Consider the following 22,275-nt stretch of genomic DNA (forward strand, 5'->3'; position numbering starts at 1 on the left):
AACAACCCTTGGCCACGCGCGCGGCTCTCGGGCTCCACCACCACCCCCGTGGAGGTCCGTCATGCCCCACCGTCCGTTGGCCCGCGCCCTGACCGCGCTGGTCGCCCTCCTCACCGCCGCCGTCGGCGCGCTGGCCGTCCCCGGCGTCGCCCAGGCCGCCGCCCCGATCCACTACGTCGCCCTGGGCGACTCGTACTCCTCCGGCGTCGGTGCCGGACCGTACGACCTGTCCACCTGCCTGCGCAGCCAGAAGTCGTACGCCCCGCTCTGGGCCGCCGCCAACAACGTGGCCAGCTTCCGGTTCCCGGCCTGCGGCGGCGCGGTCACCGCCGACGTGCTCGACAACCAACTTGGCGCGCTCTCCGCCACCACCACCATGGTCACCATCACCATCGGCGGCAACGACGCCGGTTTCGCCGACGTGATGACCGACTGCCGGTTCGGCAGCACCTCCACCTGCACAAACGCCGTCAACGCCGCGAAGGCGTTCGCCACCGGCACGCTGCCGGCCCGGCTGGACCGCACCTACGCCGCCATCCGGGAACGGGCACCCAACGCCCGACTGATCGTGCTCGGCTATCCACGGCTGTTCGAGACCCGCTACTGCGGACTGCTGGCCATGAGCACCTACAAGCGCACCATCCTCAACGAGGCGGCCGACGTCCTCGCCACCGTGACCGCCGACCGGGCCGCCGCGGCCGGCGCCACCTTCGCCGACACCCGACCCACCTTCGCCGGTCACGGCGTCTGCGGCGCCCAGCCGTGGATCCGGGACGTCACCGGGGTCATCGAGGCGTACCACCCGAACGCCGACGGCTACCGCTACGGCTACCTGCCGGCGCTCAACGCGGTCACCGGCTGACCGTACGCTGCGGCCGACGGTCCGGTTCGGGCCGTCGGCCGCAGCGCGTCAGCACCCGGCCGAGGCGGCGGTCCGACACGTCCGGTTCGGACACGTGCCGGTGTCGCCGCCGTCCGTTAGGGTTTCTGCGACCAGGCGGCGCTCGGCGGCGAAGGGCAGGGGTGTGGGCAGGCTCGCGTCGGCGTACGAGCAGGCGGTCGCCGCTCACCGGGCGGCCCGCGCCCACCTCGAATCCGCCCGCACCGCGCTGAGCGCCACCCCACCGTCGGCCACAGTGGTCGACACCGACCTGCTGGCCCGGCTGGCCCGGGTCGGTGCCGCGCTGGCCACCCCGACGCCGGGCACCCCACTGGCCCGCCGACCCGTCCCGGTACGCGTCGGGGAGGCGGTCACCGCCGGCGGCGGCTTCCCGGTGCTGCTGCCCCTGGGCGCCGGGCACCACCTGGCGATCGACGGCGACGCCCGCCAGCCGACGGTCGCCGGCCTGCTCCGCGCCCTGGTGCTGCGGCTGTTGGCCACCGCCGCGCCCGGTGGTGTCCGGGTCGCCGCGCTGGACACCGCCGCCCTCGGCGCCACCTTCGGTCCGCTGCGACCGCTGCTCGACGCCGGAGTCGTCGACCCGCCGGCCACCACCGAGGCGGAGGTCACCACGCTGCTCGACGCCGCCGAACGGCACGCGCGGGCCGCGCGGCAGGCCGACCGACCGGACCAGGACCTGCTGGTGCTGGTCGCCGCGTCCATCCCCGCGCCCCGCGAGGCCGCCCGACTGGCCGCGCTCACCCACGCCGGCCCCGCCGCCGCCGTCTGCGTGCTGCTCGCCGGCTGGCCGCCGGCCGGGCCGGGCGAGTCCGCCCCACCGCTGGGCGCCACCACACTGCTCCGACTGACCGACGGGTACGCCCGGGTCGGCGACCCGCCCGGCACGCCGTTCAGCGCCGACGGCAGCGGACTGGCCGCGCCGGTGGTCCTCGACGGCGACCCCCCGCCGGCCTCCGTCGCCGCGCTCGCCACCCACCTGGGCGAGGCGGCCCGACGCGGCGAGGCGGTCGGCTTCGCCGACCTGCTGCCCGGGCAGCGGTGGGGGCTCTCCGGCCGGGCGGGCCTGCGTACCGTGGTGGGCCGCGCCGGACGCGACCCGTTCCCGATGGCCTTCGACGACGCCACCCCGCACTGGCTGGTCGGCGGGCGTACGGGCGCCGGCAAGACCGTCTTCCTGCTCGACGTCCTGTACGGCCTGGCGGTCCGCTACTCGCCCGTCGAGTTGCAGCTCTACCTCCTGGACTTCAAGGAGGGGGTCAGCTTCACCGAGTTCGTGCCCACCGAACGCGACCCTTCGTGGTTGCCGCACGCCCGCGCCGTCGGTATCGAGAGCGACCGGGAGTACGGCGTGGCGGTGCTGCGCGAGCTGCGCCGCGAACTGCACCGGCGGGCCACCGCACTCAAGCGGCACGGCGTCACAAAGCTCGCCGACCTGCCCGCCGACACCCCGGTGCCCCGGATCGTCGCGGTGATCGACGAGTTCCACGTGCTGCTGGCCGGCAACGATCCGCTGGCCCGCGAGTCGGCGGATCTGCTGGAGGAGTTGGCCCGCAAGGGCCGCTCGTACGGCGTACACCTGGTGCTGGCCAGCCAGAGCACCACCGGGATCGAGGCGCTCTACGGCCGCGCCGAGGCGGTCTTCGGGCAGTTCGCCCTGCGGGTGGCGCTGCCCGGCGGCGGGGGAGTGCTCGACCACCTCAACGACGCCGCAGCGACGCTGCCGGTCGGCTCGGCCGTGGTGAACACCGCCGCCGGCGCGCCCGGCGCGAACACCGTGATCCGCTTCCCCGACGCGCACGCCGCAGCCGACGAGTTGACCCGGCTGCGTCACGAGCTGTGGCAGGCCCGCCCGGCGGGGGCCCGCCCACCGTCGGTGTTCCGCGGCTACGACACCGCCCGCGTCGAGGAGGATGCCACCTTCACCGGGTTGCGCCCCGGCGGCCGGCGTCCCCTGGCGTTGGTCGGCCGGACGGTCGACGTGGACGGCACCACCGCCCTGTTCATCATGGACACCGCCCCCGGCCGGCACCTGGCCGTGGTCGGCACCTCGTCCGCCGGGGCCGAGGTGCTGCGGGCAGCCACCCTGAGCCTGGCCCGACAGCATGCCCCCGGCGAGGCGGTGTTCGTGCTTGCTCCGCTGGTCGCCGCCGCCGACCCGGCGGCCGACGACACGGCAGCCACGTTGGCCGCCGGCGGGCACCGGGTCCAGCGGCTCGACGCCGCTGCCCTACGCGACCGGATCAGCACCCTCGCCACCGGCCTGGCCGGCGGTCACCGCACCGACGGCCCAGGGTCCGCACCCGCCGGAGCCGCCCTGCGGGGTGTTGACCACATCGGTGCGGGTGCCGGGGCGGCGGAGCCGGGTGCGGTGCCGGCGGGGCGTAGCTATCTGGTGGTGTTCGGGATGGACGCCGCCGCCGGCCTGCTCGGCGAGAGCGACCCGACCACGTTCCGCTCCGGCCACGACGACCTGCGGGTGCTGCTGCGCCAGGGGCCCGGCCACGGGGTGCACCTGCTCGGTTGGTGGCGCGGCCTGCGCCGGCTCGCCGACGACCTCGGCGGTACGCAGAACCGCGACGACGTCGCCTGCCTGGTCGCGCTGAACGTGCCCGGCTCGGATCTCGGTCTGCACCTCGGCGTGCACGACCTCGCATACACCCCCCGCGCGGATCGGGCGCTGCTGGTGGACCGGCATGACCAGCGGGTCCGGTTGATCGTGCCGTTCGCCCGCGACGGTCACCCCTCCGACGGGCAGGAGTGAGGCGTGTCCACCTTCGACGAGTACGCGGCGCTGGCCCGTCACCTGGCGGTGCAGCACCGTGCCGGTGAGCAGGGCGCCGCCGCCGAGGCCGAACGGCAGCGGGATCTCGGCGCCGCCGTGGAGTACCTCGACCGGCGGCTGACCGCGCAGGGGCAGCGCCTCGACCACCTCGGCCGCACCATTGGCATCGCACCGGGCGGCCCGAGCGGCACCGCACCGACCGGTGCCACGCCGGGCGGAGCCGTGCCCGGTGGTCCGCCTCCCGGTCCGCCCCCGCCCGGCGCGCCGATGTCCGGCCCGCCGGCCCCACCCGGCGCACCGGTGTCCGGCCCGGCCGGGCCGTCGCCGACCGGCGCACCGGTGTCGGGCCCGCCGGGTCGGCCGCCGGGTTCGCCCGGGTACCCGGGCGGCGGGTGGGGACCGGGGACGGGGTCGGACGGCGGCGCAGCCGCCGCCCCGGGGCGGCCGGATGTCGGGGCGTACTCCCCGGTTGGGGTGGGACAGACGGGCCCGGCGCTGCCGGTGGCCGTGAGCGCGACGGCGGCTGGGGTGCCGGCCCCGCGCGCCGGAGCGGTCGACCCGGCGACGGAGCTGGAGCTGGCTCGGCGGTGGGCCGACGAGGCCGACCGGCACGGGCAGCAGGCCGAACTGCTCGCCCAGCAACCGGCGCTGTTACCTGGCTGGTCGTCGCGGGCCCGAGCGGTCGCGGTCTACGCCGGTGCCGCCGGCATCGCGGCGCTGCTGTTGCTGGTCCTGACGTTCGGCTGGAGCCTCGGCGTGGTTGGGTTGGGCACCCTGCTCGCCTGGATGCTCGCCGGCCTGCCCGCCATGGCGCTGATCGGCGGCTGGCTGGTGCTCGGCCGCTGGGGGCGGCCGGCCGTCGGCGCCGCCACCCCGCCGCGCCATCCGGTCCTGGGTTTCCTGATCTGCTTCCTCGCGGTACCCCTCGCCTACTGCGGCTACCTGCTGCTCTTCCGCGTGCTGCGCTGACCCCCCCCGGGTAGCCGGTCCACCGAATCGTCGGCACGGCGGCTGGCGGGACGAGGCGAAACGGGGGGTGGGTGCAGTTGTTGTCGCCATGACAGCGACAGATGTACCCACCCTTGGCGGTGTGGCGCGTTCGGGTGGTCGCGATGCGTGTGTGGATCTCGTACGCTCCTGTGTGGTCGCTGCTCGTGGGCAGGCGGCGACGCCGGGGTGATGCGATCGTGGGGAGGGCGTGTGAGCGCAGCGGAGATGATCGCCAGGCTGGCGGCGGCGGCGCAGAAGCTGGACGAGGCGAAGGCGAAGACAGCGGCGGCGGCGCAGGACGCGGCCGAGGCCCGCCAGCTCGTCGCCGGGGCCCTCCAGGGTGTCGCCGCCGGGCCACTGATCAACATGATCGACTCGTACCGGCAGGCGCTCACACAGGCGGCGCAGGGGCACGAGCCCGCCCGGCAGCACGTCCAGGAGACGATCGCCAAGGTACGGGCGCTTGGCAACTGAGTCGGAAACCGATCGAGGCGGTGGGATGAGCAGCGGCGAGAGGCGGGACGGCGGGCTGCTTGACGGTTTCCACATCGGGCAGGTGCCGGCCGGTGTCGGCGACGAGGTGTCCGACTTCGCCACCGAGTGGGACGACGTACGCTTCGCCAGCCGGGTCTGGGAGCGGCAGACGCCCGAGGGGCATCGCGTGGATCTGCGGGTCCACGTGCTGCGCGGGGACCGGCTTGTCGACCTGACCGCGCTACGGGACTTCCTTCGCGAATATCACGAGCGCGACCCCGCCGAGTGGCAGCTGAGCGAGTTCCCGCACGGTGACAGCGCCGGTCTGCACGACGGTGTCCAGGCGTTCTGGCTGGTCGAGCCCGGCGTCGCGGTAAACGTGCTGACGCTCCCGGAATTCAGCGATGCGCTGCTGCCGACCGCCCGGTCCATCCAGGCCGGTGACAGCGGGCCGCAGGAGTGACGAGGCTGGCCGCTCAGCGCAGCCACCGTACGCGTTTCTCGACGTTCCGGATCACCCTGCGCCACGCGATGCTCGCAGGCCCCGAATTCATGGCGTCGAGCCGACGCCGTGCGCCCCATCCGGCGAGTGGTCGGTCGGCGACCCGCATCAGATCGTCGAGCGTGTCGATCGCCGATCCGACGCGCAACACCTCCAACGCCTCGGTGATCCCGAACGCCTCCGCGATGTCCACCAGGAGATCGCGGTTGGTGATGAAGAGCCGGGGAACCCAGTCGGTCACCGGGCGCCTGATGCTGTAGAGGATCAACCCGAAGTCGTACGACCGATCGTCGTCGACGCTGATTCCGGCCTTGAGGATCGAGTTCATGAACTCGTCCCAACCGGGAACGGCGGCCAGCTCGTGGGAGCTGGTCTCGGTCAGGTACCGGTGCAGCGTCTCCTTGGCGCGGAACAGGAGCAGCTCGCCGTCGGCGCCGGGAAAGAAGACCACAGACTCCTGGTCTTCGGATCGAGCCAACAGCGTGTAACCCTCGGCGCCATCCGACAACGAGATGGTTATCGGTTCGATGGTCAGCGGTTCCGGTAGCTGCGCCGGCTGGTACCGGGGATGCGTCCACCGGGCGCGGGGATGCTGGTGCTCGCGTGCCTCCCGCTCGCGTATCCGCGCCAGCCGCTCGGCCTCCGCCCGCTCGCGCACCTCGCGCTCGCGGGCTTCCTGCGCGCGTGCCTCGCGTGCCGCCCGCTCCCGGGCCCGACGTTCGTCTGCCGCCCGCTCCCGGGCCTCCTGTTCACGCGCCTCGCGTTGCTGTGCTGCCCAGTCGCTGGCCCGCTGCCCACTGCCCGCCCGCTGGTGCGTCGCGCGTTGCTGTTCCTCGGCCTGGCGGGCCTGGCGCTCGCGGGCCTCGCGTTCCCGAACGTCGGTGAGCAGTTTGTACGCCCTGTTGATCTGCTGCATCTGCCGGGTGGCTTCGGCCCGCACGTTCTCCGGGCTCGACTGATGCTTGTCCGGGTGCCAGACCTGCACCAGGATCAGGTAGCGCTCACGAATCTGCGCCAGCGACGCATCCCGGCTGACGCCGAGAAGCACGTACGGATCCTGCTCGTTCCGAGACATCGATTCGCCGGATCCTCATGAGTGCTGACCGCGTCCGCCGTGATGCTAACAGCACCCGTCGATGCGGTTGATCGAGCCGCCGCCGCAAGAGTGGGGCGCTCCATCATGGACCAAAGCCAAGGATCACAGAGGCTGACGTCTGTGGAAACACCGGTTGATGAGGCGTCCAGATCAACGCTGTAGTGCGGCGACAAGCTCACCAACTGAGGTGGAGGGATTTCCAGCGGGTGGTGGATCGAGTCGCGCTGCCCGCCGGCATGCGTCGGTGACGCCGCTGCGGAAGCTGTCGAAGTCGAGCAGCGTCTTGTCCCAGTGGGGGAGGTGCTTACGGAGCAGGTCCCTGGCCTTCTTGGCGTTCTCGACATAGCCGGCGTGATGACACAGATGGAGTAGCAGCCACACCTCGAAGCAGGGGTTGGACCAGGCAAGCCGTACCCCCGACCGCTGTGCCTCGGCTGAGGCTTCCTCGGGTGGGTAGTGGTCGACGTCGCACACGGCCCATGCCTCGTCGTAGTCGTTGTCCCGCTGCCGGCGGCCCGCGCCGCGTACCAGGTCGGTGGGGGAGCCGCGCTCCACTGCGACTGCCACTTTGGCGCTGATCCACGGTTCGCGCTTCAGCGCGTCGAAGTACGTCCGCTCGGTCGATTCACCGTTCGTGGTGATCAGCACGGTTCGCCGTTGTTCCCGAGAAGCCGGCTGCCTGCGTAGGTCGGTTTCCCGCCGGCCGGTGTCGACCGTGCGGCCTGTCCGGTGTTCAACGCGTCGAGGTGTCATCCACGTCTCCACGGGTGGCGAGTGCCTGCTCGAACAAGTGGCTGGACAGGTCGGGGACCGCCCCGTAGTTGCCGTTGAGGTAGCGGCGTTGGCGGTTCTCACCCTCCTTGCGGGGTTTGAAGTCGGTCAGCGGATAGAGCGAGGACGTTCCCTGGCCATCCTTTTCCACAAACCAGATCTCATCGCGGCGCAGGATCTCCTCAGCGTCGATGGTGCCGAGCAGCGCCGCGTCGTGGCTGGTAAAGACGAGCTGGCTGCCCAGGGGGTTGGCCTGCGGGCTGCGGAACAGGCTGATGAGCTTGGCGGTCAGGATCGGATGCAGGCTGGCGTCGATCTCATCGATCAACATCGTGGCACCGGTGCGGAGCATCGCAGCGGCGTGCAGCCCCAGGGTGAGCAACTGCCGGGTGCCGCTGGACTGGTCGTGAAGATCGAGCAGCGCGGTGCCGTTGGGACCTTGGTGCGCGAACTGGATCCGGGGGAGGCGCATCGAGGCAACCGCTGTTCTCAGCCACTTCCTGAGCGCATTCTGCGCGGGTTGCTCCTCGGGGTCTGCGTCAGTTCGGACCACGATGTCGACGATGCCCACGTCAGCGGCCTGCAACAGGTCGACGACGAGTTGGCGTACCTTCTCCGCGTCCGAACTGCCGGCACGCATCAGGGCGGAGAGCCCGGAGGCAGGATCGGTGCGCTGGCTCATCAGGTAGAACCATCGGTAGGTGTCGTGCAGCGGCTGCGGGTTTGCCGGATCCGGCTCCGGGCGGCTGTGGCCGAAACGGGCGACGGTGCTGAGGAAGAGCGCGGTCGGGGCGGTGATCTCGGCGATCTGCTCCAAGGGACGGCGGCCCGACTCTTCGCCCCAGGAGAATTCGCTTCCATCTCGTTCGAAGATGCGCCGCCTGCGACCCAGCGGATAGTGGTAAAGCCATTCGTCGAGCACCCGGTCGTCATCGATCGTGAACCCGTAAGTGTGCCGGACCCCGCCGAGCATGAGGTCCACGACGTACTGCGAGGGCTGCGTGGCGATGTCGGGATCCAGCCGGAATTGCTCCCGAGACAGTCCCACCCCGGGCTCGACCGCCCGGTCTGACTCCACGACCATCTGTCGCATGAAACCCAGGGCACCTAGACAGTTGGACTTGCCGGATGCGTTGGCTCCGAAAATGCCAACGACCTGGACCGCCTGCGGAGCTAGCTCGTCCGCCTCGGCGCCGTCGCCGTAGACGGGCATGAGGTTGAGCTGATGCTCGTCGCGAAACGAACGATGGTTGGCGAAGCGGAAACTTAGCAACATCGGCGGTGTGCCCCTACCCAGTAGGCGGTTACGAGCCCATCCTTGCGAGTAAACCACGGGAACGACACCCAAGCCCTTGAATGGGTCGCCCTGCTTCCGTGTCGGAGCTGACTGCATCATCCGCAGGACCCGCGACGCGGCAGGGGATTACCGCGCTCCAGGGCGGGTGGCCTTCAGCGGGAGCGGGCCGGTATCCAGTCGGTGAAGCGTCGGTGCAGGTCCGGCAGGCGGGTGCCGGGGTTGCGCTCGGCGAGTTGGGCGATGGCCTCCTCGCGCAGCGTCACGAGGTAGATCATCAGACCGGGGATGTTGCCCCGGTACTCGGCGAGCAGGCGCAGCTTCGCCGCAGAGCAGGGCCAGGCGATGCCGCAGGCACGGCAGCGCCACGTCGGGCGGGACGGTACGTGTTCACGGGCGGGCGTGTTCATCCGGCGGCCCTCGTCGCAGCACGCCGGGCCGCTGTGCGGTGTCGTAGCGGCGGCGCGGGGCGCATTCCGTCGGGGCGTACGTACAACTCGCGGCGGTCGATCGCCTCGCCCCGAGGGTCGAGCTGGTACACCTCGATCCACGCCCAACCGTCGTAGGTGCTCCGGCCGGTCCGTTCACGGATCACCCGTACCGTGATCGGCCTGACGAACTGCGGGGATGCGTCGCGGGTCAGCAGGTAGACGCCGGGTGTGACCCGGGGCGTACCGTCCTCGCGGGTGCCGCCCGGCGCGACGACGGGGCGGGCGGCTCGGCGGGTCGGCCAGCGCGCTGTCGGAACGGCATTGGCGTGCCTCGTCGCGGACACGACACACCTCCTTCGTCGGTGGCAGGGGGATCGGGGGTCGCCGCGGATGCTCGCCTGGCGGCGACCCCCGGCACGGGCGTGTCCTGCCGGGACCGGGGGATGGGTCGCCACCAGGCTCGTCGTGCTCCTTCCACCCTGGACGTACGCCCCCTACGCTCGGAATAGTTATCGCCTGATCGCGGAACGTGACGACCTGCCCCGAGCCGGCATGGAACGGAGTGGGGCGTCGTGGAAGGGACTGGAAGCCGTGGGAATCTCGCCGTCGGAGTACCTGCTTCGCGAACTGAGGCGACGTCGGGCGACCGCCGGGCTGACCCAGGCTCAGCTCGGCGAGCGGGTCTTCTGCTCGGACTCGCAGGTGAGCGCGATCGAGACCGGCACCAAGCCGCCGACGCTGCCGTACCTGACCGCCGTCGACAAGGCGCTTGACACGGGTGGCTACTTCGCGACGCTCTGGGACGAGTTGGTCAAGGGCGACGCCGCGCCGATCTGGCTGCGCGAGTGGATCCAGATCGAGCGGGATGCGACAGCTTTCCGTTGGTACGAGCACTCCTTCGTGCCGGGGTTGCTCCAGACGGAGGCGTATGCCCGCGCGGTCTTCCGGGCGGCCGGGACGCCGCTCGCCGAGCTGGACCAGCGGGTCGCGGCGCGGCTGGAGCGGCAGGCGGTGTTCGCGCGTGACCCGGCCCCGCAGCTCTTCGTGGTGCTTGACGAGATGGTGCTGCGGCGGGCGTGCGGCGGCGCGGACGTGATGGCCGAACAGGTCGAGCATCTGGTGACGTGCGCCGAGCAGCCGCATATCCAGTTGCACATCGTGCCGCTCTCCGCTGGCATCTATCCAGGACTGGCCGGCGCGTTCATCCTGGCGGACCTGCCCGACGGATCACGAGCCGCCTGCGTGGATCATCAGTTGGAGTCGCAGACCACCGGGCAGCCGGATCCTATTGCTCGTCTTGCATTGGCATGGGACGTGGTTCGGGGCGAAGCACTTCCGCTGGGGCAGACCCTCGACGTGCTCAAGGAGGCGGCGAAGACATGGACCACCTGACCGGCGCGCGGTGGCGCACGTCGTCCCGCTCGTCCACGAACGGCGGTGTCTGCGTCGAGGTCGCCGACAACCTGCCCGGCGTGGTCGGCGTGCGGGACTCGAAGGACCCCACCGGCCCGGTGCTTACCTTCCCCCCAACCGCCTGGCGCACCTTCGTCGCCCACCTCACCGACCGCATCTGACCCTCCGCTCAGCACGGCGTCGATCATGCAGTTGTGGTTGTTGACAGAGTGGGGCAAATCGTTGATATCGGGTGCCGCAACTGCATGATCGGGGCGGCGGGCGGCGGGCGGCGGGCGCGCTCAGTGGGCGGGTGCGTCAGGGGGTTGGTGGGTCGTGTCGGTCCAGGGTGGCTTCCAGTAGGTGGCACCGAATGATCGCCCGGCAGGAGGTGGCCAGGAGCAGCCCGATACCGGCGGCCATGATCGGGATGCCGGCTCCGAAGGGCAGCTCTGTCACGTAGTCCAGCGCACTTCTTTCACCGATCATGCCGAAGCTGGCCGACACCACCGCCATAGCGGTGACCAGGGTGCCCACGGCGGCAACCATTCCGGCCATCGCCGCCGCCATGACCTGCCGTGCCCACAGCGCGGCCCCAGCGGCCAGCAGCAGCCACCCGAAGGTGAGCAGCGTCCAGCCACCCCCGCTCCCGTCGCTGAGCGACGCGTACGCCCAGCCGGAGAAGGACCACTGGGCGCGGGGGCGCGGACGGAACCAGGGCAGCAGGTATCCGACGAGAGCGAGCAGGGTGGCCAGGAGCATGCCGATGTCTACCGAGAACACCGAGGACATGGGGTTCTGCTTGGCCGTGGACATGAATTCCCTCGTCGAATGTCAGGAGTCCCGCATCCTATGTCGGGTCCAGGAAATCGAAGGGACCGGACCGATCTCATCTCGGGGGCCGGTCTACGGATCGGTGAGCAGGAGCCAGTCGGTGTCGAGGGGTTCGACGCGCGTACCGTCGGGCCAGACATGCGGTGCCGAGGCCGTCGCGCGGGCCTGGTCCACCCGGGGGCGGTAGGCCAGCCGGGCGTGCTCGAAGCTGGCCGGGCCGTGGAAGCGGGCTCGACCGAAGTTCGCCGGGCCGTCAAAGTCGACGTCGGTGAACCAGACGTCGCCGCCGAACTCCGTCCAGCGGAACAGCGCCAGGTCGGCGAAGCGGGCCTGACGGAAGTCTGCCTGGCCGGTGAAGGTCGCGTGTTCCATGGACACGCTGCTGTGGAAGGCCGCCTCGCGGAAGCTCGCGCCCTCGGTGAAGCGGGCGTGGTCGAATTTCGCCGTCCGTCGCACGGACGTGGCCCGCAACGACGCCGCCGCAATGGTGGCCCGCCGGCAGCTCAGCTTGCCGATTTCGGCCCGTTCGACAGTCAGCCGGCCGGAGACGGTGGCGTCGTCGAGCATGATCTTCGCATCCCCGGTGACTCCGTCGAGGACGAGATCCTCGAAGGTGGCGGCGAGGGCGAGCCGGCCGCGCAGCGTCGCGCCGGTGAAGCGGGTGGTGCCGGTGCAGGTGGCGTCGGTCAGGTCGGCGTCGTCCAGGGCGCAGCCGGTGGCGTCGAAGTCGTCCAGCCGCGCACCGGTGAGGTCCAGGCGCATGCCGGGCCAGAAGACGTCACCGTCCGCGCGTAGGTGCCGGGTCAGCATCCGCTGCGCGCTGCGGCGTACCTCCGCCTCTCGCGCGTCGTCCGGCGACGGCATCCGCAGGTACGCGCAGAGCACCCCGACGATCGTCGTACGCTGCGCCGGGTTGTCCTGACCGAGCCGTTCCAGGGCGTGCAGACCACCGAGGCGTACGGCCGCATTGTCGTTGCCGAGCAGTTCGACGGCCCGGGTGTACAGCTCGGTCAGCCGGCGTTCGGCCGCGTCGTGCGCGGCGGCCTCGGCCTGGTGTTCCTGGTGTCGCTGCCCGGCCTCGGCGACCGCCTCGGCGTGCGCCTGCACCCGGTCACGGTGTGCCTGGTCGGCGGCGGCGACGACCTCCTGGTGCCGCTGCGCCCGTTCGCTGATCCACTGTCGCCGGGCGGCGAGCAGCAGCGCCAACCCACCGCCGGTGCCGGCTACCACTGTCAACCCGGTGCGGATGGCGTCGATGCGCAGCGTGGCCCGGGTGTCCGGCGCGGCGGCGCGGTCGGCCTCGCCGAGCAGCCAGTACAGCACCCACCAGCCGAGCAGGGCGGCCAGCAGCAGCCCGATGAGTACCAGCCACCACGGCATGACCCGCAGTCGTTCGTCGGGAGGTGAGGTGCCGGGCACGGCCACAGCATGCCATCGATCCGTCAGTGGCGTAGGACCCCGGGCCCGCCCGCCGAAGAGCTGTCGGCGCCGCCGCCGTGGCGCGCGACCGAGACCGGCCGGGACCTGTCGGACGTCTGTCGTGGGCTGGAGGCGAGACCGGTCCGGGCGGTGTCGTGGCGTGCGGCCGGAAGGCTGTCCGGGAAGAGAGCTGCCCGGGATGCTGTCGCAGGATGCGGCATGTTGCAGCTTCCCGGCGCCCCTGAAGGGACGACATGCCGCAAGTCGTGCGGTCGGTCCGGTGCTGGCCGGGGGTGCTGTGGGGCGGGCGGGGTTGCGAAGCGGTTGGCGGCCCGGTAGGTCATCATGATGCAGATCAGCCGATGGTCCGGGTGCCGACCCGGCGGCCGGTCGTGAGAGTCGAGGATGGCATGGAGTTCCTGACCAGTCCCGAGCTGTGGATCGCGTTCGCGACCCTGCTCCTGCTGGAGATCGTGCTGGGCATCGACAACGTCGTGTTCATCTCGATCCTGTCCGGGCGGTTGCCCGAGCACCAGCAGGCCCGGGCGCGGACGATCGGCATCTCGCTCGCCCTGATCACCCGACTGCTGTTGCTGGCGTCGTTGTCCTGGATCATCGGTCTGACCGCGCCGCTGTTCACCGTGCTCGGGCAGGAGATATCCGGGCGCGATCTGATCCTGCTACTCGGCGGAATATTCCTGGTGGGCAAGGCGACGTACGAGATCCACGAGCATCTGGAAGGTTCCGACCATGGCCGCGAGGGCGGCAAAGTGGTCTCGTTCGGCGCGGTCATCGCGCAGATCCTGGTGCTGGATGTGGTCTTCTCGCTCGACTCGGTGATCACCGCGGTCGGCATGGTCGACGAACTCGCCATCATGGTCGCCGCCGTGATCATCGCGATGATCATCATGCTGGTCTCGGCCGGTGCGGTCAGCAGGTTTGTCAACCAGCACCCGACGGTCAAGATGCTGGCTCTGTCGTTCCTGCTGCTCATCGGGGCGAGCCTCATCGCGGAGAGTTTCGACCAGCACATCCCGAAGGGCTACGTGTACGGCCCGATCGCCTTCTCGATCTTCGTGGAGTTCCTCAACCTGCGGGTCCGGGCGCGGCAGCGCCGCCAGCAGGAGAGCCGGCCGGTGCAGCTGCACCCGACGTACGTGAAGCAGGGTCAGGCCCGTCCTGAGCCGGAGCCGGAGACGACGCCAGCCAGCTGACCCACGCCGAACTCGACGCCGCACGCACCCATCCGGTGCGTGCGGCGTTCGTCGTACGTGGACGGTTTGTCGGCTCCACTCGCGGAACGTCCGGTGGGCATTCGCTACCCGCGCGTAACTTTTCATTGACGTTTCTGGATCGTGACCCGCATCATCAGTGCACGGTCGATCGGACATCCCACCGCCTCCACCCGGTAACCCCGGGATCCCCTTGGGAGGTGCAGCGATGCTGCTCCGAAAGGCTGTCCCCGTCCTGACGCTCACGGTCGCCGCCGTCCTCACGGCTCCCGCCGCCACCGCCGCTCCGCCCGACAGGGCAGCGCCCACCCGCGTCGCCACCGTCACCACCGGCACCGGCACCGGCACCGGCATCACCGCCACCGTCACCACCGCCCCCGGCACCGCCGCCGGGTCTGCCGTCACCGCCACCGCCACCGCCGCCGCCCCCGGCACCACCGGTACCGGCACCGCCGCCGGGTCCGCCCGCGAGGCCGGGTCTGCCCACGTCACGCCCATCGGCGACGCCGTAGCCGACGACCTGCGGGCGCTGGCCGGCGCCAATCCGGTCATCGTGGTGGGTGGGCTCAGCGGTATCACCGCCGTTTACGAGCCACTCGCCGCCCGGCTGCGCGCCGACGGCTACCGGGTCTGGATCTACCAGCTGCCCAACCTCGGACTTGGTGACATCACCGCGTCCGCCGCCGGGCTGCGCGGGTACGTCGGGCAGGTCCGCGCCGCCGCCGGAGGTGCCAAGGTCGACCTGGTCGCACACTCCGAGGGTGGCCTGGTCAGTCGTTACTACATCAAGAACCTCGGTGGCGGCGATTCCGTCGAGCGCTACGTCAGCCTGGGCACCCCGCAGTACGGCACATACGTGGCAAACATCGTGTCGTTCCTCGGTCTGGGCAGCTGCGCCGGCGTGGTGGCCTGCCAGCAGATGACCATCGGGTCGTCGTTCCTCACCGCCCTCAACGCGGGCGACGACACGCCGGCCCCGGTGCGTTGGACTGCGGTGCGGACCTGGCAGGACGAACTGGTCCGACCGGTCGACAACGCGAAGCTGGCGGACGGCGCGACAAACGTACTGATCCAGTCCCGGTGCCCGTTGCGCGTGGTCGGCCACCTCGGCCTGGTGCTCGACGGCACCACCTACACCGTCATCCGACAGGTTCTCCGCGACGCCGCGATCAAACCCAACTGCCTCGCCCTGTGACCCACCCGGCCCGGCGGCTTCACCGAGTCGCCGGGCCGCAGCCATCGATACCCCACCCAGACAACACCCCCGATGCCAGGCGGGCCGCGCAGGCAGCATTTTTCCCGAAGGTGTCGGGTCCAGGCGGGCGCAGGCAGCAGTTTCCCCGAAGTTGCAGGCGCACGACGCGCACGGCGCGCACGCACGGCCACGGCGCACGCAGGGCGCGCATGACACGCACGCCACGGCGCAGGGTATGGAGGGTGGGCGACGCGGCGTGGGAGGGGGGTGAAGTGTCGCGTGGGGAGGGTCAGGCGGTGGCGGCGGAGAGCCTTTCGTACTCGGCGTCGGTCAGCTTCACCTGGGCCGCGGCCACGTTCTCCTCCAGGTGCGCCACCGACGACGTACCGGGGATCGGCAGCATGACCGGCGACCGGCGCAACAGCCAGGCGAGGGCCAGTTGCGCGGGCGTCGCGTCGTGCTCGGCGGCGACGGCGTCCAGCGGGCCGCCAGGCCGGGCCAGGTCACCGGTCGCGATCGGGAACCACGGGATGAACGCGAGGTCGTGCCGTTCGCAGTGGTCGAGCACGTCCTCCGCGTCGCGGTTGGCCAGGTTGTACAGGTTCTGCACGGACACGATCGGCACGATGCGGCGGGCCGCCTCGATCTGGTCGACGGTCACCTCGGAGAGCCCGATGTGCCGGATCTTGCCCTCTTCCCGCAACAGTGCCAGCTCACCGAGCTGGTCGGCCAGCGGCACCGCCGGATCGATGCGGTGCAGCTGGTAGAGGCCGATGGTTTCCAGCCCCAGGTGGCGCAGGCTCAACTCGCACTGCTGACGCAGGTACTCCGGTCGGCCCACCGGCCGCCAGTCACCCGGGCCGCTGCGGGTCAGCCCGGCCTTCGTCGCGATGAGCAGGTCGTCGGCGTACGGGTGCAGCGCCTCGCGGATCAGCAGCTCGGAGACGAACGGACCGTACGAGTCGGCGGTGTCGATGAACGTCACCCCCAGCTCGTACGCGCGACGCAGCACCCGGACCGCCTCGGCCGGGTCCTTCGGGTCGCCCCAGACCCCGGGGCCGGTGATCTGCATCGCGCCGTAGCCGAGCCGGTCGACCTGAAGATCGCCCCCGATGCGGTAGGTGCCGGACTCCTTGGCAGGCCGGGTGCCGGCTTCGAGCGCCATGGGGATCACCTTTCCGATCGTTGCCTGTCGGAGCCCCAAGTTACCCGGTCGGTTTTGGGACAGCGGCCGTTCACCGCAGCTGCTACCCCTGGGCGGACGGTGCCTGCGACGGGAGGGCTGGCATGTGGCAGCGATTCAGGTCCGACCCGGTGCGGCGGCTGCGGAAGCGGCTCGACGACTTCGGCACCACCATGGAGCCCAGGTGGGTGCTGGAGCCCGCAGCCCTCCAGGAGGCCCGACCGGTGTACGAACTGCTCGACGGGGTGGCCGGGCGCGATTCACTCGCCGAGCACGAGGCCGAGGCCCTGTTCCTGCTGGCCTGCCTGCACTGGTACCGGTACCAGAGCCTGCCGGCCGGGCAGAACGCTGCCGATCTCGTGCAGGCGGTCGGGTTGACCCAGATGCTGCTGTACCTGGCACCGCAGCGGGTACCGCCGTCATTGCTGGCCCTGCTCCACGCCCACACGCCCACCAGCGCTGGTTCCGCCCAGACCGGTGGCCGGAGCCCGGCCGCCCGCCCCGCGTCCGCCCGGACCGGTGGCCGGATCCCGGCAGCCCGCTCCGCGCCCGGCCGGTCCGGCGGCGACGCGCCGGCCGAGCTGTTCCGCCAGGCGGTCGCGCTGATGGGCGGGGCCGAACGTTCCGGGGACTACCGGGTGGCCGGCCAGGCGCAGGCCCTGCTGGAACGGGCGCTGGCCGAAACACCGTCGGGCGTACCCGAGCGCCTGCACTACCTTTCCGCGCTCGGACGGGTGCACCGGGACCAGTACCTGCACCTGGGCCGGCAGCTGTCGCTTCCGGCGGCGATCGACGCGCACCGGGAGAGTCTGGAGTCGACTCCGGCCGGGGACCCGGAGCGCCCCACCCGGCTGTTCAACCTCGGCAACGTTCTCGGCGACCGGTTCGAGCAGGCAGGTGACGTGGCGGCGCTGGACGAGGCGATCCGCCTGCTCGGCGACGCGGCCCGGGCCGCGTCCGCCGACTCGCCGGTCTGGATGATCGCCCGCGTCAACCTCGGCGATCGGCTGCGCGAACGCTGGCAGCGACGCGGTGAGCCGGCCGACCTCGACCGGGCGGTCGACGCGCTGGCGCAGGCGGTGTCGGTCCGGGCCGATCCGCTGGTGGTCTTCACGTACGCGACGCTGGCCAGTAGGCGGTTCGTCGCCAGCGGCACCGACGGCGACCTGGACACGGCGATCGACGCCAACCGTGCCGCGCTGGCGGCCGGGCTCAGCGAGCAGCGGGAAGGTCTGGCCCGGGCCACCCTGGCCGGGCTGGTCGGCGAGCGTCACCAGCGGCGGCAGACCTCGGCCGACCTGGACGCGGCGATCGAGGCGTATCGGGCGGCGGCGGCCGGACCTCGACTCGACGGGCTGGACATTGGCGGGCTGTGGCAGGCCGAGGGCAAGCTGCGGGAGGCGCGCTATGCGCGGCACCGCCGGGCTGAGGATCTCCACGAGGCGGAGCGACTGCTGCGGGCGGCGGCCGACGGAACGAGCGACCCGGGGGAGCGGGCCCGACGGCTCGGCGACCTCGGTCACGCGCTGGGCCGCTGGTACGCCGACCTGGCCGGGTTGGCGACCCTGCGGGAGGCCCGCGACGTGCTCACCGAGGCCGAGCGGCTGCTGCCGGCGGATCATCCGGATCGGCCCGACCTGCTCAACAACCTGGGCACCACGCTGCGTGAGCTGACCAACCTGGCGGGGGAACCCGACCTGCTGGAACCGGCCGTGGTGCGGCTGCGGGAGGCGGTCGCCGCCACCGCGAGTTCCGCGAAACTGCCGCTCCGCCTGTCGAATCTGGGTCTGGTCCTGCAGGAACTCTTCGGCCGCACCCAGGACCTGGGCATCCTCACCGAGGCGATCGACGTGCTGCGGCGGTCGGTGGCGGCTGCCCCACCCGGGCACCCGGACCGGATGCTCGGCCTGCTCAACCTGGGCTCGGCGTTGAACCGGCGCACCGAACTGGTCGTCAACGCCGCGCTGCCGGCCGATGGCCGCACCGCACCGGAGCAGGCCCGGGCCGCCGCGCTTACCGACGCCGAACAGGCGGTCGCGCTGCTGCGGGAGGCGGCGGAGCTGGCGCAGCGGGAGGCCGAGCCCGTCGACCGCGTACGGATCGCCCGCACGCTGGCCCTCAGCCACCTGCTGCGGCACCAACTCTCCGAGGATCCCGCCACGCTCGACGAGGCGGTCACGCTGCTGCGCCAGATCGAACAGGCGACACCCGCCTCGGCCCCGGAACGGCACCAGCTGCTGACCAACCTCGGTAACGCGTTGCTGATCAGGTTCCGGGCCGGCCGGGCCGGCCGCGACGCCCACGAGATGCTGACCGTGTACCGGGCGGCGGTCGCGGCTCTGCCCGTCGACCATCCAGAGCGGACGATGTGCCTGAACAACCTGGCCGCCGCCGTCGAGGAGATCGCACGCGCCACCCAGGACGCCGCGCCGGACCCCGTCACCGGCGGCCCGGGCAGCACGGCGCTGCCCGCAGACCCGACCGGCATCGTTCCGGCCGTCTCCGGCGACCTGCCGCCGGTCGACCTGTCCGAGGCGATCGACGTGCTGCGTGCGGCCGCGGCGATCGAGGCGGCGCCGTCGCTGTTGCGGGCCGGCGCCGCCCGGACGTACGCCGGTCTCGCCGCCGAAGCCGGCGACCTGCCGGCGGCGCTTGAGGGCTACACCACGGCGATCGAGCTGCTCGACCTGGTGGCCTGGCACGGCATGGACCTCGACGACCAGGGCCGGCTGCTCGGGCAGTTCCCGGGCCTGGCCGGCGACGCCGCGGCGGTGGCGATCGCGCTCGACCGGCCGGAGCGCGCGGTGGAGCTGCTGGAGTACGGCCGGGGGGTGCTGCTCACCCGGGCCCACGACGCCGGGGCGGACCTGGCCGCGCTACGCGCGCGGGAACCCCGGTTGGCCGAGCGGTTGGGCGCCGCACAGGCCGCCCTCGACCGTCTCGATCCCCGGCCCGGCCCGTCGTCGATCGCCGGGCTGCCGGTTCCGATGATCGCCGGGACGAACGTCGACCAGGTGGGCTCGGAACGCCGGCACGAGCTGGCCCTCCAGCGACGCGAGGTGCTGGCGGAGATCCGGCGGCTGCCCGGCTTCGACGGTTTCCTGCGCCCACCCCCCTTCGCCGACCTTGCCCAGGCGGCCGGGAACGGCCCGGTGGTGCTGGTAAACGTCGCCGCCCGGCGCTGCGACGCGCTGCTGGTCGACGAGGGGCGGGTGACGGTGGTGCCGCTGCCCGAGCTGACCCTCGGCGAACTGCACCTGCGGGCCGCGTACTTCCTGACCGGCCTGGCCGAGGTCACCGCGTCCGGTGGTGACCCGGGGCCGGTGGCGCAGCGTCGCCGGGAGGCGTTCCGACGGCGGATCCCGGAGACCCTGGACTGGTTGTGGCGGGTGGTCGCCGCCCCGGTGCTCGACGCGTTGGGCTCAGCCGCCGGGCCACCGGACCCCGGCGTTGTCCCGGCCCGCCTGTGGTGGTGCCCCACGGGAGCGCTCACCCTGCTGCCGCTGCACGCCGCCGCCCCGCTGGGTGGGGGGCCCGGGGCCCTCGACCGGGTCGTCCCGTCGTACACGGCCTCGTTGCGGGCGCTCATCCGGGCCCGGCGGGCGCCGACGGGCAGGGACGTGCCGGTCACCTCGGCCCTGGTGGTCGGGATGCCGCGGACGCCGGGGCTGGCGGACCTGCCCGGCGCGGCGGGGGAGGAGGCCGTGGTGCGCCGGTACGTGACCGACGTGAGGTCGCTGACCGGGCCGGCGGCCACGCCTTCGGCGGTGCTCGGCGCACTGCCGGGAACGTCGGTGGTCCACCTGTGCTGTCACGGCACGCAGGATCTCGCCGCACCGGCCCGGGGCCGGCTCGCGTTGGCTGGCGGCCCGTTGCACGTCCGGGATCTGTGGCGGCCGGCGGGCACCACTGCCGCGCTCGCGGTGCTGTCCGCCTGCGACACGGTACGCGGCGGCGCGGCCCTGCCCGACGAGGCGCTGACCCTGGGCACCGCGTTCCAGCTGGCGGGTTTCCGACACGTCATCGGCGCGCTCTGGGCCATCTCCGACACGTTGACCGTGCAGCTGTGCGAGGACCTGTACGCGGCGCTGGCGGTGCCCGGCGGGCTCGACCCGGAGCGGGCCGCGTCCGCCCTGCACCATGCCGTCCGGCAGGTGCGTGCCGCCCTGCCCGACCTGCCGGAACTCTGGGCCGGCTACGCCCACATCGGTCCCTGACCGGGAACGTCCCGCCGGGCGCGGATCACCGGCACGACCCGCAGCGGACCCGGCCCACCACGCACGGCCCCGGCCGTGCGCCGAGTCCCGGGCCGGTACGAGGGCGGCGCTGGTCAGGGTTGGCCGGGCGCGTACCAGGTGACTCCCACGGCGGCGACGAGCAAAGCCGTGCAGAGCAGCACCAGCAGCACCCCGAGGCGCAGTGCCCGGGCCGCGACGAGGGCCTCCCGGTGTTCGCCGAGCGGAGCCGGAGGCACCTCGGCGACCGGCGTCACCGACAGTGGCCCGTGCGCGGCCCGCAGCAACGCCAGCGCTCCGGCGACCCCGGCGATGATCGCGGCCAGCAGCAGTACGCCGACCAGCGCGCCCCAGCCCGGGGCGAGAGTGCTGACGTCGGAGCGACCCCGGATCAGGCTGAAGCCGACCAGCGCGACGAGCAGGCCGCCAAGCCCGTTGCGCCAGGCCAGCGCGGCGGCCCGGACCCGGTCCAGTTCGCCGCGCAGCAACGCGGCCAGCTCCTGCGCCCGGCGCAGGTCGGTGAGCGTCGCCGCAGGACCCGGCCGCACTCGGATCACGACTCGACCTCCAGCGTCACCGTCCAGTACGCGCCGCAGCCAACCAGCCCGTCCGGGCGGGCCGGGTGGTCGGCGGCGCAGCTGCACAGCAGCGTCCGGTAGCCGGGGTCGACGGACGTCGGCGGCGTCTCCCGCCGGTACACCTCGCCGACGATCGGGCAGGTGATCGGGTGCCGGCAGCGGGGGCAGTCGCCGCTGAGCAGCACCGCCGGACCGTACCGGCGCACCGAGAACGTCTCCGCGACCCGGCTGCCGTACCCCTCGTCGGTGACCTCCGCGTAGGGCAGCGGCTGCGCCGCCGGCTCACCATCCCGCACCGATGCACCCTCCCACCGTCACCCGCACGACATCGACCACACGGTAGCGACCGCCCGCCCGTCGGTCACCCGGCGCGCGGGGGGACCCGGCGACCGGGCACCGGGGGAGGGGGAGCCCCCGGGGAGGATCGGCGGAGCGCCCGTGCGGTCGGACCGTCCGTGGGAGGCTGGACGGTACCGCCGCCTGCACCGCCCGGCGTCGGCGGGCCGTGCGAAAGGGAAGCCATGTCAGGGGAGCCGCAGGTCGACTTCGCGCTCGACACGTACGAGTGCATCGTGCTGTATCCCGGCGCTGCCGGACGGGCGTTGCCGGCCGAGACCGTCCAGCGGTTGCAGGCCGAGCATGCCCGGCACATGCAGGCGATGCAGGAGCGGGGGATCATCCTGGTCGCCGGTGCGGTGGACGGCCAGGCCCGGGAGCCGGACCCGCCGCTCGGCTTCGGGCTGGCCCGGACCGGATCGGTCGACGATGTCCGCAGCGTGATGGAAGCCGACCCGGCGGTGCAGGCCGGCCTCTACCGGGTGGACGTGATGACCTTCCTCTGCCCGGCGGGATCGATGGAGTTTCCGCTGGTCAAGACGGAGAGCTGAGCCAGCCCGACCGCACTTACGCCAGGTGGTCGAATGGTGGCGTACAGTTGCTGCCCCGGAGCGCCCCGACGCGCCCTGG

21 protein-coding genes are annotated in these 22,275 nt (G+C 72.3%); 11 read left to right on the forward strand and 10 right to left on the reverse strand.

Going from position 1 to position 22,275, the window contains the following annotated elements; genetic code table 11:
- Positions 1-61 precede the first annotated feature (61 nt).
- The 5 genes from Vse01_RS04920 to Vse01_RS04940 all read left to right on the forward strand — a co-directional run bounded on the left by Vse01_RS04920 (position 62) and on the right by Vse01_RS04940 (position 5,610).
- Complete coding sequence (locus Vse01_RS04920) at positions 62-862, forward strand: SGNH/GDSL hydrolase family protein (RefSeq protein WP_093401518.1); 801 nt, start codon at positions 62-64, stop codon at positions 860-862.
- A 163-nt stretch (positions 863-1,025) separates the two neighbouring features.
- Positions 1,026-3,662, forward strand: coding sequence for an FtsK/SpoIIIE domain-containing protein (locus Vse01_RS04925; protein WP_093401517.1), 2,637 nt, complete (start codon positions 1,026-1,028; stop codon positions 3,660-3,662).
- A 3-nt stretch (positions 3,663-3,665) separates the two neighbouring features.
- Positions 3,666-4,652, forward strand: coding sequence for a hypothetical protein (locus Vse01_RS29255; protein WP_232511013.1), 987 nt, complete (start codon positions 3,666-3,668; stop codon positions 4,650-4,652).
- A gap of 231 nt (positions 4,653-4,883) precedes the next feature.
- The gene (locus Vse01_RS04935; protein WP_093401516.1) at positions 4,884-5,147 is read left to right on the forward strand and encodes a DUF6244 family protein; all 264 of its coding nucleotides are present in this window, start codon (positions 4,884-4,886) and stop codon (positions 5,145-5,147) included.
- Positions 5,148-5,172: 25 nt separating this feature from the next.
- Positions 5,173-5,610: a hypothetical protein gene (locus Vse01_RS04940; protein WP_093401515.1), complete on the forward strand. Its 438-nt coding sequence runs from the start codon at positions 5,173-5,175 to the stop codon at positions 5,608-5,610.
- Positions 5,611-5,623: 13 nt separating this feature from the next.
- On the opposite strand, the gene Vse01_RS04945 is transcribed toward Vse01_RS04940, so the two are convergent.
- The 5 genes from Vse01_RS04945 to Vse01_RS04965 form a co-directional block, all read right to left on the reverse strand.
- Positions 5,624-6,724 carry a J domain-containing protein gene (locus Vse01_RS04945; protein WP_093401514.1) on the reverse strand — a complete coding sequence of 367 codons (1,101 nt, stop codon included), beginning with the start codon at positions 6,722-6,724 and terminating at the stop codon, positions 5,624-5,626.
- Between the two features lie 171 nt (positions 6,725-6,895).
- The gene (locus tag Vse01_RS04950) at positions 6,896-7,393 is read right to left on the reverse strand and encodes an RloB family protein (protein ID WP_170863272.1); all 498 of its coding nucleotides are present in this window, start codon (positions 7,391-7,393) and stop codon (positions 6,896-6,898) included.
- A gap of 85 nt (positions 7,394-7,478) precedes the next feature.
- Positions 7,479-8,792 (reverse strand): AAA family ATPase, encoded by a 1,314-nt coding sequence (locus Vse01_RS04955; protein WP_093401512.1) that lies wholly within the window; start codon positions 8,790-8,792, stop codon positions 7,479-7,481.
- A 173-nt stretch (positions 8,793-8,965) separates the two neighbouring features.
- Complete coding sequence (locus Vse01_RS04960) at positions 8,966-9,220, reverse strand: flavin reductase (protein WP_093401511.1); 255 nt, start codon at positions 9,218-9,220, stop codon at positions 8,966-8,968.
- Positions 9,217-9,585 carry a hypothetical protein gene (locus Vse01_RS04965; protein ID WP_232511012.1) on the reverse strand — a complete coding sequence of 123 codons (369 nt, stop codon included), beginning with the start codon at positions 9,583-9,585 and terminating at the stop codon, positions 9,217-9,219. The genes Vse01_RS04960 and Vse01_RS04965 overlap by 4 nt, the downstream gene beginning before the upstream one ends.
- Positions 9,586-9,793: 208 nt before the next feature.
- Between Vse01_RS04965 and Vse01_RS04970 the strand changes: the two genes are divergently transcribed.
- A complete protein-coding gene (locus Vse01_RS04970) occupies positions 9,794-10,633 on the forward strand; it encodes a helix-turn-helix domain-containing protein (protein WP_373870636.1) in 840 nt (279 codons plus the stop codon).
- Positions 10,621-10,815 (forward strand): DUF397 domain-containing protein, encoded by a 195-nt coding sequence (locus Vse01_RS04975; RefSeq protein ID WP_093401510.1) that lies wholly within the window; start codon positions 10,621-10,623, stop codon positions 10,813-10,815. The genes Vse01_RS04970 and Vse01_RS04975 overlap by 13 nt, the downstream gene beginning before the upstream one ends.
- Before the next feature lie 136 nt (positions 10,816-10,951).
- Here Vse01_RS04975 and Vse01_RS04980 read toward each other — a convergent pair whose 3' ends face one another.
- Entirely contained in the window at positions 10,952-11,425 is a 474-nt protein-coding gene (locus Vse01_RS04980) for a hypothetical protein (protein WP_204019234.1), read from the reverse strand.
- Between the two features lie 114 nt (positions 11,426-11,539).
- Entirely contained in the window at positions 11,540-12,886 is a 1,347-nt protein-coding gene (locus tag Vse01_RS04985) for a pentapeptide repeat-containing protein (protein WP_139233067.1), read from the reverse strand.
- A 410-nt stretch (positions 12,887-13,296) separates the two neighbouring features.
- On the opposite strand from Vse01_RS04985, the gene Vse01_RS04990 reads away from it, so the two are divergent.
- Both Vse01_RS04990 and Vse01_RS04995 read left to right on the forward strand, forming a co-directional pair.
- Entirely contained in the window at positions 13,297-14,100 is an 804-nt protein-coding gene (locus Vse01_RS04990; RefSeq protein WP_093401618.1) for a TerC family protein, read from the forward strand.
- Between the two features lie 226 nt (positions 14,101-14,326).
- Complete coding sequence (locus Vse01_RS04995) at positions 14,327-15,313, forward strand: lipase family alpha/beta hydrolase (RefSeq protein ID WP_232511011.1); 987 nt, start codon at positions 14,327-14,329, stop codon at positions 15,311-15,313.
- Between the two features lie 289 nt (positions 15,314-15,602).
- Here Vse01_RS04995 and Vse01_RS05000 read toward each other — a convergent pair whose 3' ends face one another.
- A complete protein-coding gene (locus Vse01_RS05000) occupies positions 15,603-16,478 on the reverse strand; it encodes an aldo/keto reductase (protein ID WP_093401507.1) in 876 nt (291 codons plus the stop codon).
- A 122-nt stretch (positions 16,479-16,600) separates the two neighbouring features.
- On the opposite strand from Vse01_RS05000, the gene Vse01_RS05005 reads away from it, so the two are divergent.
- Positions 16,601-20,713, forward strand: a complete 4,113-nt coding sequence (locus Vse01_RS05005) for a CHAT domain-containing protein (protein WP_093401506.1) — start codon at positions 16,601-16,603, stop codon at positions 20,711-20,713.
- Positions 20,714-20,826: 113 nt separating this feature from the next.
- On the opposite strand, the gene Vse01_RS05010 is transcribed toward Vse01_RS05005, so the two are convergent.
- A complete protein-coding gene (locus Vse01_RS05010) occupies positions 20,827-21,288 on the reverse strand; it encodes a hypothetical protein (protein ID WP_093401505.1) in 462 nt (153 codons plus the stop codon).
- Entirely contained in the window at positions 21,285-21,605 is a 321-nt protein-coding gene (locus Vse01_RS05015) for a hypothetical protein (protein ID WP_093401504.1), read from the reverse strand. The genes Vse01_RS05010 and Vse01_RS05015 overlap by 4 nt, the downstream gene beginning before the upstream one ends.
- A 225-nt stretch (positions 21,606-21,830) precedes the next feature.
- Between Vse01_RS05015 and Vse01_RS05020 the strand changes: the two genes are divergently transcribed.
- Positions 21,831-22,196, forward strand: coding sequence for a YciI family protein (locus Vse01_RS05020; RefSeq protein ID WP_093401503.1), 366 nt, complete (start codon positions 21,831-21,833; stop codon positions 22,194-22,196).
- Positions 22,197-22,275: the final 79 nt, after the last annotated feature.

Origin of the sequence: Micromonospora sediminimaris, from assembly GCF_016863575.1 — a bacterium.
In the GTDB taxonomy this organism is placed as follows: domain Bacteria; phylum Actinomycetota; class Actinomycetes; order Mycobacteriales; family Micromonosporaceae; genus Micromonospora; species Micromonospora sediminimaris.